At 65.1% G+C, this 16133-nt stretch carries 12 protein-coding genes and 1 pseudogene; 6 read left to right on the top strand and 7 right to left on the bottom strand.

Annotated elements, in window-relative coordinates; genetic code table 11:
• The first annotated feature begins 271 nt into the window (after window positions 1-271).
• Both ASD94_RS11105 and ASD94_RS11100 read left to right on the top strand, forming a co-directional pair.
• Window positions 272-1474 (top strand): ammonium transporter, encoded by a 1203-nt coding sequence (locus ASD94_RS11105; RefSeq protein ID WP_056642744.1) that lies wholly within the window; start codon window positions 272-274, stop codon window positions 1472-1474.
• Window positions 1475-1612: 138 nt separating this feature from the next.
• Window positions 1613-3559 (top strand): phospholipase D family protein, encoded by a 1947-nt coding sequence (locus ASD94_RS11100; protein ID WP_082576845.1) that lies wholly within the window; start codon window positions 1613-1615, stop codon window positions 3557-3559.
• Between the two features lie 5 nt (window positions 3560-3564).
• Here ASD94_RS11100 and ASD94_RS11095 read toward each other — a convergent pair whose 3' ends face one another.
• Window positions 3565-4542 (bottom strand): tRNA-dihydrouridine synthase, encoded by a 978-nt coding sequence (locus ASD94_RS11095; protein WP_056642737.1) that lies wholly within the window; start codon window positions 4540-4542, stop codon window positions 3565-3567.
• Between the two features lie 259 nt (window positions 4543-4801).
• Here ASD94_RS11095 and ASD94_RS11090 point away from each other — a divergent pair, with 259 nt between their 5' ends.
• Window positions 4802-5335, top strand: a complete 534-nt coding sequence (locus ASD94_RS11090) for a hypothetical protein (protein WP_056642735.1) — start codon at window positions 4802-4804, stop codon at window positions 5333-5335.
• 15 nt (window positions 5336-5350) lie between these two features.
• On the opposite strand, the gene ASD94_RS11085 is transcribed toward ASD94_RS11090, so the two are convergent.
• The 3 genes from ASD94_RS11085 to ASD94_RS11075 all read right to left on the bottom strand — a co-directional run bounded on the left by ASD94_RS11085 (window position 5351) and on the right by ASD94_RS11075 (window position 7911).
• Complete coding sequence (locus ASD94_RS11085) at window positions 5351-6523, bottom strand: class I SAM-dependent methyltransferase (RefSeq protein ID WP_056642732.1); 1173 nt, start codon at window positions 6521-6523, stop codon at window positions 5351-5353.
• Window positions 6524-6592: 69 nt separating this feature from the next.
• Window positions 6593-7114, bottom strand: coding sequence for a GNAT family N-acetyltransferase (locus ASD94_RS11080; RefSeq protein ID WP_056642754.1), 522 nt, complete (start codon window positions 7112-7114; stop codon window positions 6593-6595).
• A 188-nt stretch (window positions 7115-7302) separates the two neighbouring features.
• Window positions 7303-7911: a hypothetical protein gene (locus ASD94_RS11075; RefSeq protein ID WP_056642749.1), complete on the bottom strand. Its 609-nt coding sequence runs from the start codon at window positions 7909-7911 to the stop codon at window positions 7303-7305.
• Window positions 7912-8074: 163 nt separating this feature from the next.
• Here ASD94_RS11075 and ASD94_RS11070 point away from each other — a divergent pair, with 163 nt between their 5' ends.
• Window positions 8075-8710: a response regulator transcription factor gene (locus ASD94_RS11070; protein WP_056642730.1), complete on the top strand. Its 636-nt coding sequence runs from the start codon at window positions 8075-8077 to the stop codon at window positions 8708-8710.
• Window positions 8697-10598 carry a hybrid sensor histidine kinase/response regulator gene (locus ASD94_RS11065; protein ID WP_056642727.1) on the top strand — a complete coding sequence of 634 codons (1902 nt, stop codon included), beginning with the start codon at window positions 8697-8699 and terminating at the stop codon, window positions 10596-10598. The genes ASD94_RS11070 and ASD94_RS11065 overlap by 14 nt, the downstream gene beginning before the upstream one ends.
• Here the strand turns inward: ASD94_RS11065 and ASD94_RS11060 are convergent.
• From ASD94_RS11060 to clpB, 3 genes are all read right to left on the bottom strand, one after another.
• Window positions 10570-12009 (bottom strand): coniferyl aldehyde dehydrogenase, encoded by a 1440-nt coding sequence (locus ASD94_RS11060; RefSeq protein ID WP_056642724.1) that lies wholly within the window; start codon window positions 12007-12009, stop codon window positions 10570-10572. The genes ASD94_RS11065 and ASD94_RS11060 overlap by 29 nt on opposite strands.
• A gap of 128 nt (window positions 12010-12137) precedes the next feature.
• A complete protein-coding gene (locus ASD94_RS11055; RefSeq protein ID WP_056642721.1) occupies window positions 12138-12488 on the bottom strand; it encodes a hypothetical protein in 351 nt (116 codons plus the stop codon).
• A gap of 75 nt (window positions 12489-12563) precedes the next feature.
• Window positions 12564-15170, bottom strand: a complete 2607-nt coding sequence (clpB, locus tag ASD94_RS11050) for an ATP-dependent chaperone ClpB (protein WP_056642719.1) — start codon at window positions 15168-15170, stop codon at window positions 12564-12566.
• A 209-nt stretch (window positions 15171-15379) separates the two neighbouring features.
• Here clpB and ASD94_RS23595 point away from each other — a divergent pair.
• A pseudogene (locus tag ASD94_RS23595) lies at window positions 15380-16069 on the top strand (hypothetical protein).
• Window positions 16070-16133 lie beyond the last annotated feature (64 nt).

The following is a 16133-nucleotide window of genomic DNA, read 5'->3' as shown; positions in this document are numbered from 1 at the left end:
GTTCCAGGTGCGAGGGTAGTCCTGTCCAGGAGTTGGCGTTAGCATCTGGGTTTCCATCCAGCTATTCTGATGCCACTGGAGCTAAATAGATACCCCTTTTATTTATACAGTATTTATCAACCACCGGCAAACCCATGGGTGCGCGCAGAGCCCCAATTCGGTGCAAAGTGTTGCACCAACTCTTGGCGCGCTTCTTGCTTCAACTTGGTGCAAATCTGTGGCGTACGACGAAAACGCACCAGAGTCGATCAATCACTATCGCGAGGACGTTATGGAAGCACTCAAACAGGGCACGGATGCCTTGTTCATCTTGCTCGGGGCGATCATGGTGTTGGCCATGCACGCCGGGTTTGCGTTTTTGGAACTGGGTACGGTCCGCAAAAAGAACCAGGTGAATGCGCTGGTCAAGATCCTGGTGGACTTCTCGGTGTCCACCGTGGTTTATTTTGTGGTGGGCTACACCGTGGCCTACGGCACGCATTTTTTCATCGGCGCAGAGTCGCTGGTGCAGCAAAGCGGCTATGCGCTGGTCAAGTTCTTCTTCTTGCTCACCTTTGCGGCGGCCATTCCGGCCATCGTGTCGGGCGGCATTGCAGAGCGCGCCAAGTTCTGGCCCCAACTGCTGGCAACAGCGGTCATCGTGGGCTTTGTCTACCCATTTTTTGAGGGCATTGCATGGAATCAGCATTTTGGCGTGCAGGGCTGGATCAAGGCCATCACGGGTGAGGAGTTTCACGACTTTGCCGGCTCGGTGGTGGTGCACGCCATGGGCGGCTGGATTGCACTGCCGGCAGTGATCCTGCTGGGCTCGCGCGCCAACCGCTACCGCAAGGATGGCGCGATCTCGGCCCACCCGCCGTCCAACATCCCGTTCCTGGCGCTGGGCGCCTGGGTGCTGGTGGTGGGCTGGTTTGGCTTCAATGTGATGAGCGCGCAAACCGTGGACAAGCTCTCAGGCCTGGTGGCAGTGAACTCGCTGATGGCCATGGTGGGCGGCACGCTGGCCGCCCTGGTGCTGGGCAAGAACGACCCCGGCTTTGTGCACAACGGCCCGCTGGCAGGTCTGGTGGCCGTGTGTGCAGGTTCGGACCTCATGCATCCGCTGGGTGCGCTGGTGGTGGGCGCGGTGGCCGGGGCCATCTTTGTGCTGATGTTCACCCTGACCCAGAACAAATGGAAGATCGACGATGTGCTGGGCGTGTGGCCGCTGCACGGGCTGTGCGGTACCTGGGGCGGCTTGGCTGCCGGCCTGTTTGGCAGCAAGGCATTGGGCGGGCTGGGCGGGGTCAGCCTGTCGGCCCAGCTCATCGGCACGGGCCTGGGCGTGGTGTGGGCCCTGATCGGCGGCGTGGTGGTGTACGGCATCCTCAAGCAGACGGTGGGCATCCGGCTGACGCAGGAAGAAGAGTTTGACGGCGCCGACCTGAGCATCCACAAGATCAGCGCCACGCCAGACCGGGAAGTGAGCTGGTAGCAGCCCACCCCGGCGACGGCTTGACCCCGAGACGGGGCCCCTGGCCGTCGCCTTGGCGCCCTGTCCGACAGCGCATCGACCGGCGTGCGGCTATACCTGAGCCCTGCGCCCCAGCGGCTCCACGATCACAATCGCGCCATGTTGTCTTTGCCCTCCCCGTCCTCCCCCCAGCCCCAGCACGCCCGCCCCGGCTGGCTCGGTATGGTCATGGTGGTGGTCGCCATGGCCCTTGCGGGCTGCGCGGGCCTGCCCAAGGATGTAGACCGCCCGGTGTCGACAGCCTGGTCGACCCCCGCCGATACCCCGCTGGGCCAACTGGTGGCTGCCCGCAGGGCCGCCGAGGGGGCGCGGCACGCTTCGGGGTTTGCACTGCTCAGCGGCCCGCAAGCCGCCTACAGCAGCCGCCTGGCCCTAGTGGACGCGGCCCAGAAAACCCTGGACCTGCAGTACTACGCCATCCATGCAGACGCCAGCAGCGAGCGCTTGCTGCTCAGCGTGGTGGCTGCCGCCCAGCGCGGCGTGCGTGTGCGCGTGCTGCTGGACGACTTCCACAGCACGGGGCGCGACGCGCAGGTGATGCGGCTGGCCTTTGTGCCCAACATCGAGATGCGCATGTTCAACCCCGTCACGGGAGCCAGGGGGTCACCCGTCGGCCGCATGCTGGGCCTGCTAGGCGACTTCTCGCGCGTGCAGCAGCGCATGCATAACAAGCTCTTCATTGCCGACAACGCCATGGCCGTGACCGGGGGGCGCAACCTGGGCGATGCCTATTTTGGCAACGCCGATTCGGGCAATTTCGTGGACCTGGATGTGCTGGCCGCAGGCCCCATCGTGCGGGACCTGTCCCGCAGCTTTGACAGCTACTGGAACAACGAGCGCGCCTATCCCGTGCAGTCGCTCATCACCCAAAGCGAGCTCGACCACCTGCGCGACAGCATTCGTGCGGCTGACGAAGGCCGAAGACGTCGCGTCGCAGGCCAGGGCGGCACCACGGCCCCTGACCGCCAGCCGCCCCCTGTGGACCCGGGCACCAGCGCTGCGCAGCGCGCACGCATCTGGAACTATGAGCCCATGGACCTGGAGCGCACGCCCTTCGTGTGGGCCGCAGCGGCGGTGCTGGTGGACCAGCCGGCCAAGATACCGGCCGACGGCGCCGGTGCGGGCAACGGGGCCTCCCCCGCCCCCGGTGCAACGCTGCCGCCGCCAGGCCCGGGCGCCGCCGGTGCCGCAACAGGCACCACCAATGGCCCCAAGGCCGCTGCCGCCGCCCTGGTCTCGGGCTTGCGCACAGCACCGGTGGCAAGCCGCGCGGCGGCGTCCACAGCCCCCCCCGTGGCCGCCAGCCCCCCCGCCCCTTCTTTAGCCGGCACGTCCCCGGACAACCCCCGCACAGGCCCCGAAGCCACCGAAGCGCAGACCGATACCGTGGTGGACGGGCTGCTGCAGCTCATGGGCCAGGCGCGGCGCGACCTGCTCATCATCTCGCCCTACTTTGTGCCCGGGCCGGACATGGAAGCCGCCTTTGCCGCCGCGCGGGCACGTGGCGTGCGGGTGCGGGTGCTGACCAACTCGCTGGCCTCCAACGACGCGCCCATTGCCCACGCCGGCTACGCCCGCCACCGGCCGCAGCTGCTGGCCATGGGGGTTGAGCTGTACGAGATGCACAGCGAACTGCCCGGCGTGCTGCGGGGAGCTCTGGGCGTGTCGGGCAGCATGGGCAACCACAGCGCGGGCGTTGTGGGTTCGCAAGGCGGCTCGCGTGCCATGCTGCACTCCAAGCTGCTGATCGTGGACGGCCGGTTGCTCGCGGTGGGATCGATGAACCTGGACATGCGTTCGCAACGGCAGAACACCGAAGTGGCGCTGCTGATTCGCAGCACGGAGCTGTCGCGCCGCGCCACCGCGCAGATTGAGACGGCGCTGAAAGAAGCCGCCTGGCAGGTGCAGGCCACCGACCAGGGCCTGCGCTGGCGCGCCCCCGAGGGCAGCGGACTGTCTGATGCCACGACCGAGCCCGACGCCAGTGCCCCGCTGCGGCTGATGCTGCAGCTGCTGGGCCCTTTGGCACCGGACCACCTGCTGTAGCCCGCTTAAGCCCCTTGGGCGCAGTCAGCCCGGGCCTGCAGTTCTGCCACCCACACGGTGATGGCCCGCTGGTCCGTCATGGTGCGTACATGCTGGTAGGCCACTTCCGCCTCGGCAAACCGGCGGCGCAGCAGGTTGAGCCATTGCTTGAGGCGCCCTGCGCGCTGACGCGGCTCCAGGTCGTCGCACACCAGCTGCCAAAAGGCGGCCAGGTGTGGCACCAGATCGGCCCACACCACGGTGTCCGAGTCCGGACGCCCAGCATCGGCAGCCCGAATGGCGCGTGCAAGGCCGGGGTCCGCCACGATGCCGCGCCCGAGCATCAGTGCGTCGCAGCCTGACACCTCGCGGCAGCGCTGGGCGTCGGCCACCGTCCAGATCTCGCCATTGGCGACCACCGGAATGGACACGGCCGCACGAATGGCGGGAATGTGCTCCCAGTAAGCCGGTGGGCGGTAGCCGTCGGCCTTGGTGCGCGCGTGCACCACCAGTTCAGCCGCGCCGCCCGCCTGCATGGCCTGGGCGCATTCGCGCATCAGGTGGGTGTCGTTGAACCCCAGGCGCATCTTGGCCGACACCGGCAGGTGCGCGGGCACGGCGCGGCGCACGGCGGCCACCACGGCCGCAATGCGCTCAGGCTCCTGCAGCAGCGCCGCGCCACCGCCGTGGCGGTTGACCACCTTGGCCGGGCAGCCGAAGTTCAGGTCGATCCCCTCCGGGCCCAGCGCGGCCAGCCTTGCAGCGTTCTCGGCCACGCAGACCGGGTCCGACCCAAGCAGTTGCGCCCGCACCGGCACGCCCGCCAGCGTACGGCTGCCGTGCTGCAACTCGGGCACATAACGCAGGAACACCTTGTCGGGCAGCAGGGTGCCGGTGATACGGATGAACTCCGACACGCAACGGTCCACGCCGCCCACGCGGGTCAGCACGTCGCGCAGCACAAAATCAAGAAGCCCCTCCATCGGGGCGAGCAGCAAGGTCATCACAGAGGGACTGATGGCGCGATGCGCCCCCTCCACAAGAGGGCCAGCACAGGCACGCAGCAGCAAAAATCAAAAAAAAACTGAACCAAGCGCTAGTGCAACATACCCCAGAAGCTATCAAATAAGGAGCATACAGACAGGTACGCCGTGCCAGCGCGGGCACCGTACCAACCCACGATTGTGCGGCAAGGGGTCATCACGGCGTCACGCCCGGCTGGTGCAATCTTCGATCCAGAGACCGACCACCCCGGAGATCCCCATGCTGCTGCAGAAAACCGAAAAAGCCCGCCTGGAACTCTCGCCGGGTGTGCGCACCCTGAGTCTGCGCGAACGCTCGCTGCTCCTGCTGGTCGACGGCAAGCCGTTGTCAGACCTGCAGGCCATGTACAACGGCATTGGCGCGCAGATTGTCGAGAACCTGATGCGCCAGGGCTACCTGACCGGACCGGCAGACCTGCCGCCCGCGCCAGAGCCCGCCGCGCCCTCCATCGAACGCCCGGCACCCGGCGAGTCCTTGCGGTCGCTGGCCGGTGCCCGCATGTACCTGTTCGACACCTGCGAGCGCCTGTTTGCGCGCCGCGATCCGGTGCTGGCGCAACACTTTCGCGAGGCACTGCGCGCCGCCAAGGACCGCTCCAGCATGCTGGATGTGGGCGACGCCATGTTCGAGGAAGTGGCGCTCGCTGCAGGCGCAGAACGTGCCGCCAGCCTGCGCGAGCGGCTGGATCAGCTGCTGCCCGCAAGCCCGGTCACCGAAGCCTTTGTCGTGACGCAGCCCGCGCTGCTGGAGTGAGCAGATCGGCTCGGTTCAGGCTGCGGCCAGCCGCCACAGGGACGTGACCTCGGCCGCGCGCGCCGCATGCAGCGCGTCCTGCGCGTCGGCTGCCTTGGCATGCACCGGTTTCACGTCGTTGCGGCCGCGCACCACCAGGCCCGCCTCGGCAATCCAGGCCAGCAGCTGCTCGCGCGGGCGCAGCCCCAGGTGCTCAGCCATGTCCGAGAGAATCAACCAGCCCTCGCCGCCGGGCTCCAGGTGTGCAGACAAACCCGCCAGAAAGCCCTTGAGCATGCGGCTGCCTTCGTCGTACACGGCATGTTCGATGGGAGAGTTGGCCCGCGCAGGCACCCAGGGCGGGTTGCATACCACCAGCGGCGCACGGCCCGATGGAAACAGGTCCGCCTGTTGCAGCTCCACGCGGTCAAGCAGCTGCAGGCGCTGCAGGTTCTCACGCGCACAGGCCAGTGCGCGCGGGTCCTGGTCGGTGGCCACCACACGTTGCACGCCCCGGCGCGCCAGCACGGCAGACAACACCCCAGTGCCCACACCGATGTCAAACGCCAGGGCCTTGCCGGGCAGCGGGGCCGCTGCCACCAGGCCCACATATTCGCCACGCACGGGCGAGAACACACCGTAGTGCGGGTGAATGCGGTTGAGCGGCGGGGCACCGAGCGCAGGGATTTCGACCCCCTTCTTGCGCCACTCGTGCGCGCCCACCAGCCCCAGCAGCTCGCGCAGCGTGGCCACCGAGCGCGCGCCCGTCGCTGGCCCCCAGGCCTCGGTGCAGGCCTGGCGCCAATCGGGCGCACGGCGCAGCGCGATGCTGTAGTCACCCTCCAGAGGAATCAGCACCGACGCCAGCACCCGCGCACGCTGTGCTTGCGCCTGCCGGTGCAGATGGAACGCCTCGGCCGCTGTGGCGGTCGCCAGCTTTTGAGACGCCTTCGCGGCCGCCTTGCGTGGCTTCTTGTCGACCCGGCGCATCAGCGCCTGCAGCAGATGCCGCGCGTTCTGAAAATCGCCCTGCCACAACAACCCCGTACCCTCGCAGGCCATGCGGTAGGCCGTGTCAGCAGCCAGCGTGTCGTCAGCCGTCTCCACCCGGCGCGGCGCTGAGGCGCCACTCTCGGAGCGCCACAGGGCTTGCTGAGCTTGGCCCTGGTGGGTCCAGTGGATCGTGGGAGGAGTCGTTGGTATCAGCATCTGACAGTGCTGCGCACAGCCCGTGGGATTGGAAAGGGGCGCAGCGATGCAGCGGGGTATCGCGGCACTTTATGCGTTGATGGGGCGCTTCAGGCGCACTTCTTCAATCTTCACACCGCCGATCACCGCCGTCTTGGCGGTGGACAGCTCGCGCTTGAAGCCAGCCAGCTCATGAAAGCGCAGCGCGCGTTCGTTGCGCAGCGGCACCCAGGCGGTGACGTTGGTGCAGCCTTCTTCGTGCAGGCCGTCACGTGCGGCGTCCCACAGCGCCAGGCCAACGCCTTGGTTCCAGTGGGTGGGGGCAGCGTAGATGGCCCAGATTTCACCGGTGGTGGGCCGGGACTTTTCATCGCGTGAGCGGTCGTAGCCGACAAAGCCGACGATCTTCTCGCCATCGACCGCCACCTGAACCTGGGGCTCGCAATATTCAATGGCCTCGCGCCAGTAGGCCTGGCGCTTTTCGACCGACATGGATTTCAACTGCTCGTCTGGCACCAGCCCTTTGTAAGCCTCTTGGGCAGAGACAGTGTGGATCTGGGCAATGGCTTTGGCATCGCGAAGCGTAGCGGGACGAACCTGGATACTTGACATGAAAAAACCGAACGAAAACGGGGAATGAAAAAACAAAAGGACCGGCATTGTCGCCGCAAACGGTTTTTCCACCCTGACAGACGGTTAGCGCGGTCCCGTGGACCACACCTTCCGGCCCCGCTTTTCACCCCTGCCGGGGCCCATGCACCCGCTGAGGTGCAAGCAGCCCGCCAGCCACTCGCACCTTCTCAGGCCATCACCATGGCACCCGACAGCCCGCTGCCCGCCGCCGAGGCTGCGGCCGCAGCAGCGGCGCGCTGCACCATCGCGCGCTTGTTGCGCGGGCGCGGCACGTGCACGGCAGGCGGTGCACCATTGATGGCCGCAAGGCTGAGCACCAACGTGACGGTGCGCGAACCACCATCGCGGTCTTCGCTGGCATACGCACGGTAGCTGCCGCTGCCCTGCCCATGGCTCCTTTGCACAGTATGAAAAGCCACCCGCGCTCCGGTCACCCGGTGCCCACCAAAGGGCAGCACCCGCAGTCGTGCATCGCGATCCAGCGCCAGGCCCATGTTGCCGGGCCGGTTGATGAGATCGGTGCGGATGGCCCGCCAGGTCTGCCCTTCATCCGCCGAGAACTGCCAGGTGCCGGCCTGAGCGTCCAAGTGCTCGATCACCACCCCCGCAGCCGCGAGCAGGTCGGGGCAATGCTCCTGAACGATATGCGCCACGGCATTGCCTCCCAGGCCCGAGGACGCATGGCCTGCGCCAGGGGTGGCCGCCGGTCTTCGTTCGCTGTGATGCAAGCCTGCTTCGGTGGTGCTGGCGCCATGGGTGTGTGCATTGATCGTCATGGAGAACCCTTGAAAACGGAATGTGGTTACGAAGGTTTGCGCATTGGTGCGCACCCAAGGTGCTTTTCAATGCTTGACGGAAAGTCTAGAAAGTGCACATCCGTGCGTCCATCGCACAAATGGACTAGCCCGCAACACCCGGTTGTGCGCAATACTTGCCTGTATGACTGCCCGTCTTTTGCTTGTGGATGACCACACCTTGTTCCGCACAGGGCTGCGCCTGATCGTGCAGGACCACCCCAGCGTGGGCAGCATTGCCGAGGCCGGCTCGATTGCCGATGCCTGCGCGCTGCAGCAGGCCGACACCGACCTGGTGCTGCTGGACATCCAGCTGCCCGGGATGAGTGGCCTGGACGGCCTGCGGCTGCTGCGGCAGGCCTGCCCGCGGGCGCGCATCGTGCTGGTGTCGGCCAGCGTTGCGCCCGATGCCATTCACGAAGCGCGCGCGCGAGGCGCTGACGGCTTTTTGCCCAAGTCCGCCAGTGCAGAGGACATTCTTGAGGCCATCAGCTGCGCTTTGTCGGGCCGGCCCTGTTTTCCGATCAACAGCGGCAACAGCGCCACGGTGCGTGGGCCCGACACGCCGTCGCTCACGGCGCGCCAGCTGGATGTGTTGTCGCTGCTGTGCACAGGCCGCCCCAACAAGGTGATTGCCCGCGACCTGGGGCTGAGCGAGAACACGGTGCGTGTGCATGTGGCCGCCATCTTTGCGCAGCTGGGCGTGAACAGCCGCAGCGCCGCGCTGCTGGCGGCCCAGCGCCTGGGCCTGTCCACCCCGCAGCTCCATGACCCCCTCTGAGACCAGTCCACTGCCCCTCGAACCGGTGATTCCGCCCACGCGCTGGGGCTGGTCGGTGTGGGAGCGCGACGAGGTGCTGCGCGAGCAAGTGGCCCTGCTGCGGCAGAACTTTCCGATGACGTTGCTGGCATCGCTGGCTACAGCCCTGGGCACCCTGTGGGTCATGGCCCGCGTGGCAGACACGCAGGCCATTACGGTGTGGCTGGTGTCACACACGCTGGTGGTAGCCGGGGTGTACCTCACGCTGCGCAGCATTGCCCCTTTTGTAGACCCCGCGCCGCGTGCAGCGCGCAAGCTCATCGGCTGCATGGCTGCCATGGGCCTGAGCTGGGGCAGCCTGGGCTATGTGGTGCTGTACTGGGGCACGTCCGACAGCGTCATCTATGCCATCGGCATCATCAGCACAGTGTCTTCGGGGGCGCTGGGGCTGGGCGCACCGCTGTACCGGGCCTACGTGACCTACCTCACCAGCGCCATCGGAGGCGTGATGCTGTCCGTGGCGCTGGCGGGCGGGCCTGTGATGTGGCCCGCCTTGTTTCTGACCGGCGTGTACTACGCGCTGACCTGCCTGCAGGCACGCACGGCCGACCGGGCCACGCGGCGCAGCATCGCCCTCAAGCTGGAAAACGAGCGCCTGGTCAGCCAGCTGCGGGCCGAGTCGCAGCGTGCACTTGCGGCGCAAGAGGCCGCCGAGCAGGCCGACCGCGACAAATCACGCTTTCTGGCAGCCGCCAGCCATGACCTGCGCCAGCCCCTGCATGCCATGGGCCTGTTTCTGGAATCGCTGCATCGCAGCCCGCTCAACGAGCACCAGCGCACCGTATTGAAGCACGCACATGCCGCATCAGGCGCCGCGGCTGAAATGCTCACCACCCTGCTCGACTACTCCCGGCTGGAGGCCGGCGTGGTCAAGGTGCGGCCCGGCGCCTTCGCGGTGCAGCCCCTGCTCACGGCCCTGGAGCAGGAGTTTGGCGCACAGGCGGACACAGCCGGGCTGGTGTACCGCACCCGCGAGACCTCCGCCGCCGCGTTTGCCGACCGCTCGCTGGTCGGCCTGGTGATGCACAACTTCATCTCCAACGCACTGCGCTACACCGCCAAAGGCGGTGTGCTGATTGCCTGCCGCACGCGCGGCAAGCGGCTGGCGCTGGAAGTGTGGGACACCGGTGCAGGCATCCCCGAGCACCAGTGGGAAGACATCTTCAAAGAATTTCATCAGCTCGGCAATCCGGAGCGCGACCGCCGCAAAGGACTGGGCCTAGGCCTGGCCATCGTGCAGCGTCTCGCGCGTGAAATGCGCACCTCCGTGGAGTTGCGCTCGCAACCGGGCAGGGGCTCGGTCTTCAGGCTGTGGCTGGACCGGTGGCAGGGCGCGCTGGAAGACGATGTCATAGTGCCCCAGGACGCCCGCAGTCTGCGCGGCCTGAAGGTGCTGGCCATCGACGATGACGAAGCCGTGCGCCTGGGCATGCAGTCACTGCTGCAAAGCTGGGGCTGCCTGTGCATGACGGCAGAGTCCAGCGCGGATGCCCTGGAAGCGCTGGACGATGTGACGCCCGACATCATCATCACTGACTTCCGCCTGCGCCATGAAGAGACCGGCAAGCAGGTGCTGCAGGCGCTGCGCGCCTACCTGGGTGCCAACGTGCCCGCGATCATCATGACGGGTGACACCTCGCCCCAGCGACTGCGCGACGCGCAGTCCACCTCGGCCCTGCTGCTGCACAAGCCGGTATCCACCGGCCAGCTGCGCGATGCAATGGTGCAGCTCATCACCCAGCCGCCCCTTCCAGCCATCGGGGTCGACCATGAGCACGATGATGACGTTCAGGAGGGGCCCGCAGAGGCTCCGCGCAGCACTACAACCAGCGCCTCAACAGCCCCATGACCTGGTCGAACTTGGCGCCATAGGGCGGGTAGAACAGCGAGCCCATCGCCCAGCGCGACTGAACAAGCACCGACTTTTGGTGGCAAAAGCGCAAAAAGCCCTGCTCGCCGTGGTAGGCGCCCCAGCCGCTATCACCCACTCCCCCAAACGGCAGGTTGTCGTGCGCGATGTGCATCAGCGTGTCGTTCACCGTCACACCGCCACTGACGGTGCGGCGCAGCACATCGTCGCGCACGGCCTCGCTCTGGCCGAACCAGTACAACGCGAGCGGGCGAGCCCCGGCATTGATGTGGGCAATGGCATCATCCAAGAGCTCATAGGAGATCACCGGCAGGATGGGGCCAAAAATCTCCTCCTGCATGAGCTGCATCTGGGAAGTGGCACCAAACACCAGCGTGGGCAGCATCTGGCGGCTCGCACCGTCACCCAGCATACCCACCGTGGGGGCCACCTGCTTGCCGTCCGTGGGGTCGACGGTATGCACCTCGGCCCCTTGCGTTTGCGCCTGCTGCAGCATGGTGCGCAGGCGGGCATGGTGGCGGGGAGTGATGATGGAGGCGTAGTCGGCGTTGCCCTCAATGGTGGGGAACAGGCGCGCCACCGCGGCCCGGTAGGCCTGCGCGAACTCGCCCTCACGACCGCGCGGCAGCAGCACGTAGTCGGGAGCGATGCAGGTCTGCCCAGCGTTGATCAGCTTGCCGTGCGCGATCTTGAGCGCCGCATCCTGCATGTCGCAATGGCCGTCAATGATGCAGGGCGACTTGCCGCCCAGCTCGAGCGTGGTCGGTGTCAGGTTCTGCGCTGCCGCCTGGGCCACCTTGCGGCCCACGGCGGTGGAGCCGGTGAACACCAAGTGGTCGAACGGCAATGAGGCAAATAGGGCTGACAGGTTGGCGTCGCCCTGAACCACACAGAATTCATCGGGAGAGAAGAACTGCGCCACCAACAACGCCAGTTGGGCCGAGGTGTGCGGCGTCAGCTCGCTGGGCTTGAGCATCACGCGGTTACCCGCCGCCAGCGCGGTGATGGCTGGCGCCAGGGCCAGTTGCACAGGGTAGTTCCAAGGGGCAATCACCCCCACCACTCCCATGGGCTGGCGCTGGATGAAGGCATGGGCCGGCTGCAGATAAATCGGCGTATGCACCTTTCGCGGCTTCATCCACTTTGCCAAGTGGCGCAGCGTGTGCGAAAGCAGGGTGCGCAGTACAAAGAAGTCGGCCACCTCGGTCAGGCGGGGTGAACGCATGCCAAAGTCCGCCTGCACGGCAGCCGCCAGCACAGAACCATTCTCATCCAGCATCTTGCGAAGACGCAGCAGCCGCTCACGGCGCACCAGCAGAGGCACATCCACATGCGCGCGACTGGCCTGGAATTGAAGATCGAAATGAGCGTGGATGTCGGCGGGTGTCATGGTCGGATGATAGAAGACACCCCGATGGGCGCGTCCAAAAAAAGGCTGACCAGCCCAGGTTGGAATCCGCTGGCGAACAACCCGTGCGTGTGTGGGCGGACTATGGCGCAGGGACTGTCATCGACACATCACCGGACTTCACGCGCTTCCACATCGGTGACCTGGGCCGCCCCCGGCAGAACGCCCCCACGGCGCGATGTAGAGGCGTCTCCTGCAGCGTCGACAGGCGCTTCGCCACGTCGCGCGGAGGACCAACGCTCAGTAGAACGAAAAACGGTATTGACGCCCTTGCGAGGGTCCACGCGCATCACCCACGGCGTCACCGGCCGCCCCGTGAGGCGCGCCCAGCCTGCACGCAGCGCCCACACCAGTGCCAGCAACACGGCCGCAACCAGCAGGCTGGCAAAGAGCACCAGCCCCATGGCGATGACCACGACCCGCAGCAACAGGCGCACAACGCCCGCAACAAATTCATCCAAACGACACCTCTCCTTCACATCTTCAGGAAGGGGATTGCAGCGCTACCCCTCGCCACCCCCCTTCCCGAGCCCGAATCACTCTTGCGCAGCGACACCAAACTGGAACACACCCGGTTCCAGCACAGGGTTCACGGTCACCGGAATCACACTCTTGGGCGGGAAGCGCCCTTCCAGCAACAGCTTGGACAGCGGGTTCTCGATGCGCTGCTGGATCGCGCGCTTGAGCGGCCGTGCACCAAACACCGGGTCAAACCCCACCTTGGCCAATTCTGCCAAGGCGGCGTCGGACACCTGCAATTCCAAATCCATCTTGGCCAACCGGGATTGCAACAACTGCAGCTGGATCTTGGCAATCGAGGCAATGTGCTGCGCATCGAGCGCGTGGAACACTACCGTCTCGTCAATGCGGTTGAGGAACTCCGGCCGGAAGTGGTTCTTGAGCTCGCCCCACACCGCTTCCTTGATGTCGTCCGTGTCTTGCCCCACCATGGCCTGGATCAGGTGGGAGCCGATGTTGCTCGTCATCACGATCACCGTGTTCTTGAAGTCCACGGTGCGGCCCTGGCCATCGGTCAGGCGGCCATCGTCGAGCACTTGCAGCAACACGTTGAACACATCGGGGTGGGCCTTTTCCACCTCGTCGAGCAGCAGCACGCTGTAGGGCTTGCGGCGCACGGCCTCGGTCAAGTAGCCGCCCTCTTCATACCCTACGTACCCGGGCGGTGCCCCGATCAGGCGGGCCACGGAGTGCTTCTCCATGAACTCGCTCATGTCGATGCGGATCAAGTGGTCCTCGCTGTCGAACAGAAAGCCCGCCAGCGCCTTGCACAGCTCGGTCTTGCCCACGCCGGTGGGGCCGAGGAACAGGAACGAGCCGGTGGGGCGGTTCGGGTCCGACAGGCCCGAACGCGAGCGGCGGATGGCATTGGCCACGGCGGCAATCGCCTCTTGCTGACCCACCACACGCTCGTGCAGTTTGGCCTCCATCTGCAAGAGCTTGTCTTTCTCACCCTGCATCATCTTGGCCACAGGTATGCCCGTGGCGCGGCTCACCACCTCGGCGATCTCTTCGGCGCCCACTTGCGTGCGCAGCAGGCGGCGCGTGGCGGGCGCACCATCCTTGCCGGCCTCTTGTGCCTGCGCTTCTTTCAGTTGTTTTTCCAGGTCGGGCAGCTTGCCGTATTGCAGCTCGGCCACCTTGTTGAAGTCGCCCTTGCGGGTGAATTCTTCGATCTGGAACTTGAGCTTGTCGATGGCTTCGCGCACATGGGCGCTGCCTTGTGCCTGGGCCTTTTCGGACTGCCAGATCTCGTCGTAGTCGGCAATTTCCTTTTGCAGCTTGGCGATCTCTTCTTCGATGAGCGCAAAGCGTTTTTGCGAGGACTCGTCCTTCTCGCGGCGCACGGCCTCGCGCTCGATCTGCAGCTGGATCAGGCGACGGTCAAGCTTATCCATCACCTCGGGCTTGGAGTCCATCTCGATCTTGATCTTGGACGCCGCCTCGTCGATCAAATCAATCGCCTTGTCGGGCAAGAAACGATCCGTGATGTAGCGGTTGGACAGCTCCGCCGCAGCCACGATGGCCGGGTCGGTGATGTCCACACCATGGTGCACTTCGTACTTTTCTTGCAAGCCACGCAAGATGGCAATCGTCGCCTCCACGCTGGGCTCTCCCACGAGGATCTTCTGGAAGCGCCGCTCCAGCGCGGCGTCCTTTTCGATGTACTTGCGGTATTCGTCGAGCGTGGTCGCGCCCACGCAGTGCAGTTCGCCACGCGCCAGGGCAGGCTTGAGCATGTTGCCCGCATCCATCGCCCCCTCGCCCTTGCCTGCGCCCACCATGGTGTGCAGCTCGTCAATGAAGACAATGGTCTGGCCCTCGTCTTTGGCCAACTCGTTGAGTACGCTTTTCAGTCGCTCTTCAAATTCGCCCCGGAACTTGGCGCCCGCCAGCAACGCAGCCATGTCGAGCGACAGCACGCGCTTGCCCTTGAGCGACTCGGGCACCTCGCCCGCGACGATGCGCTGGGCCAGGCCTTCGACGATGGCGGTTTTTCCCACGCCCGGCTCGCCGATCAGCACCGGGTTGTTCTTGGTGCGACGCTGCAGCACCTGGATGGCGCGGCGGATCTCGTCGTCGCGGCCGATCACGGGGTCGAGCTTGCCCATGCGTGCCCGTTCGGTGAGATCCAGGCAGTATTTGGCCAGCGCGCCGCGCTGGCCCTCTGCCTCGGCACTGTCCATTTTCTGACCGCCACGCACAGCCTCAATCGCGGCCTCCAGGCTCTTGCGCGTGAGGCCATTGTCCTTGGCAACTTTGGCGGCATCGCCCTTGCTGTCGATCAGGGCGAGCAAGAAAAGCTCGCTGGCGATGAACTGATCGCCGCGCTTGATGGCCTCCTTTTCGGTGGCCTGCAGGACACGGCCCAGCTCAGGGCCTCCTTGAACCTGATCGTTGCCCTGCACCTGCGGCAGGCGCTTGACAGCCGCCTCAGCACCAGCCAACAGGCCCGGCACATTGGCGCCCGCCCGCTGCAACAGCGCCTTGGGGCCGTCGTCCTGCTGCAACATGGCCTGGAGCACGTGCACAGGCTCAATGTAGGCGTGATCATTTCCCAGCGCGATGCTCTGGGCATCGCTCAAGGCTTCTTGAAATTTGGTGGTGAATTTGTCGAGACGCATGGTCTAAGTCCTCCGAATTGCACTGAACTTGAGGCGGGACGCACCAAATTTCAAGATAGTGACTACGAAGGGAAATTGACCTGTGTCGTTGATTAGTTGCCGCATCCCAGACGATTGCATCGACTCCAAACACTATGACCTCTTCATGGTCCGAGCAGTTTTGCAACAGTTAATAGAGTCTTGTTAATCGAACCGGGGATGAAGCCACGCTGATTGCCCCACATAAGAACGCCCGCGCGAACCCGGCTAGTGCGTGCCGAGATTCCTGCCAGCAACGAGACCACAGGTGTCCTGGCCCAGCACTTTCACGCATTACCGAGCAGACTGCCTTTAATCGGAAAAGGCGCGAGCCATCAGGGGACCGCTCGCACACGACGCATCGCCTACAGATCGTCAGCGACAGGGCCATGTGTTGGGTGCTCGTATAACTCAAGTCCTACAAGATGGCCGCCAGTAAACAAGCCTTACCCAGAACACTGCACAGGGCCTATCCGATCAGGATCACCAAACTGCGGACCCAAAACAGCTGAGAGTTCATAGATCACCTGTTTGCCAGCGGGGAACTCGAGCCTGCGACAACGATGAGTTCGATGGGCTGCACAAGAAGTTTGGCATCGAGCACCGGCTGGCCCAGACCGGCATCCTGAGAACCAATGACATGGTGGGGCGCTTCAAAGCGTGAATAGCGGAGGTTTTGAATACCCACCGATTCAACCCGCTCCCAAGATATGGAGCTGACCTTTCTGAATCTTGTGGCCGTGTACCACTATCAGTTGCCGCAGTCAGCGCTGTGCAGCAAGACGACTATGCCAAGCATGAAAGAGTTGCTTCATAAACACCCAGAGCCATTCCACACGCGGCCTCACGATCGCACGAAAACTGCAATTAATTGCAAATAATAATCAACAGGGGAGAAATCATCAATTTCACAACCACATTAACCAACAGGCCTCCGCCTTCACG

The organism is Acidovorax sp. Root70, assembly GCF_001428225.1.
In the GTDB taxonomy this organism is placed as follows: Bacteria; Pseudomonadota; Gammaproteobacteria; order Burkholderiales; family Burkholderiaceae_C; genus Acidovorax.
The sequence above is the reverse complement of the archived record's forward strand: the minus strand, read 5'-3'. Positions and strand labels throughout refer to the sequence as shown.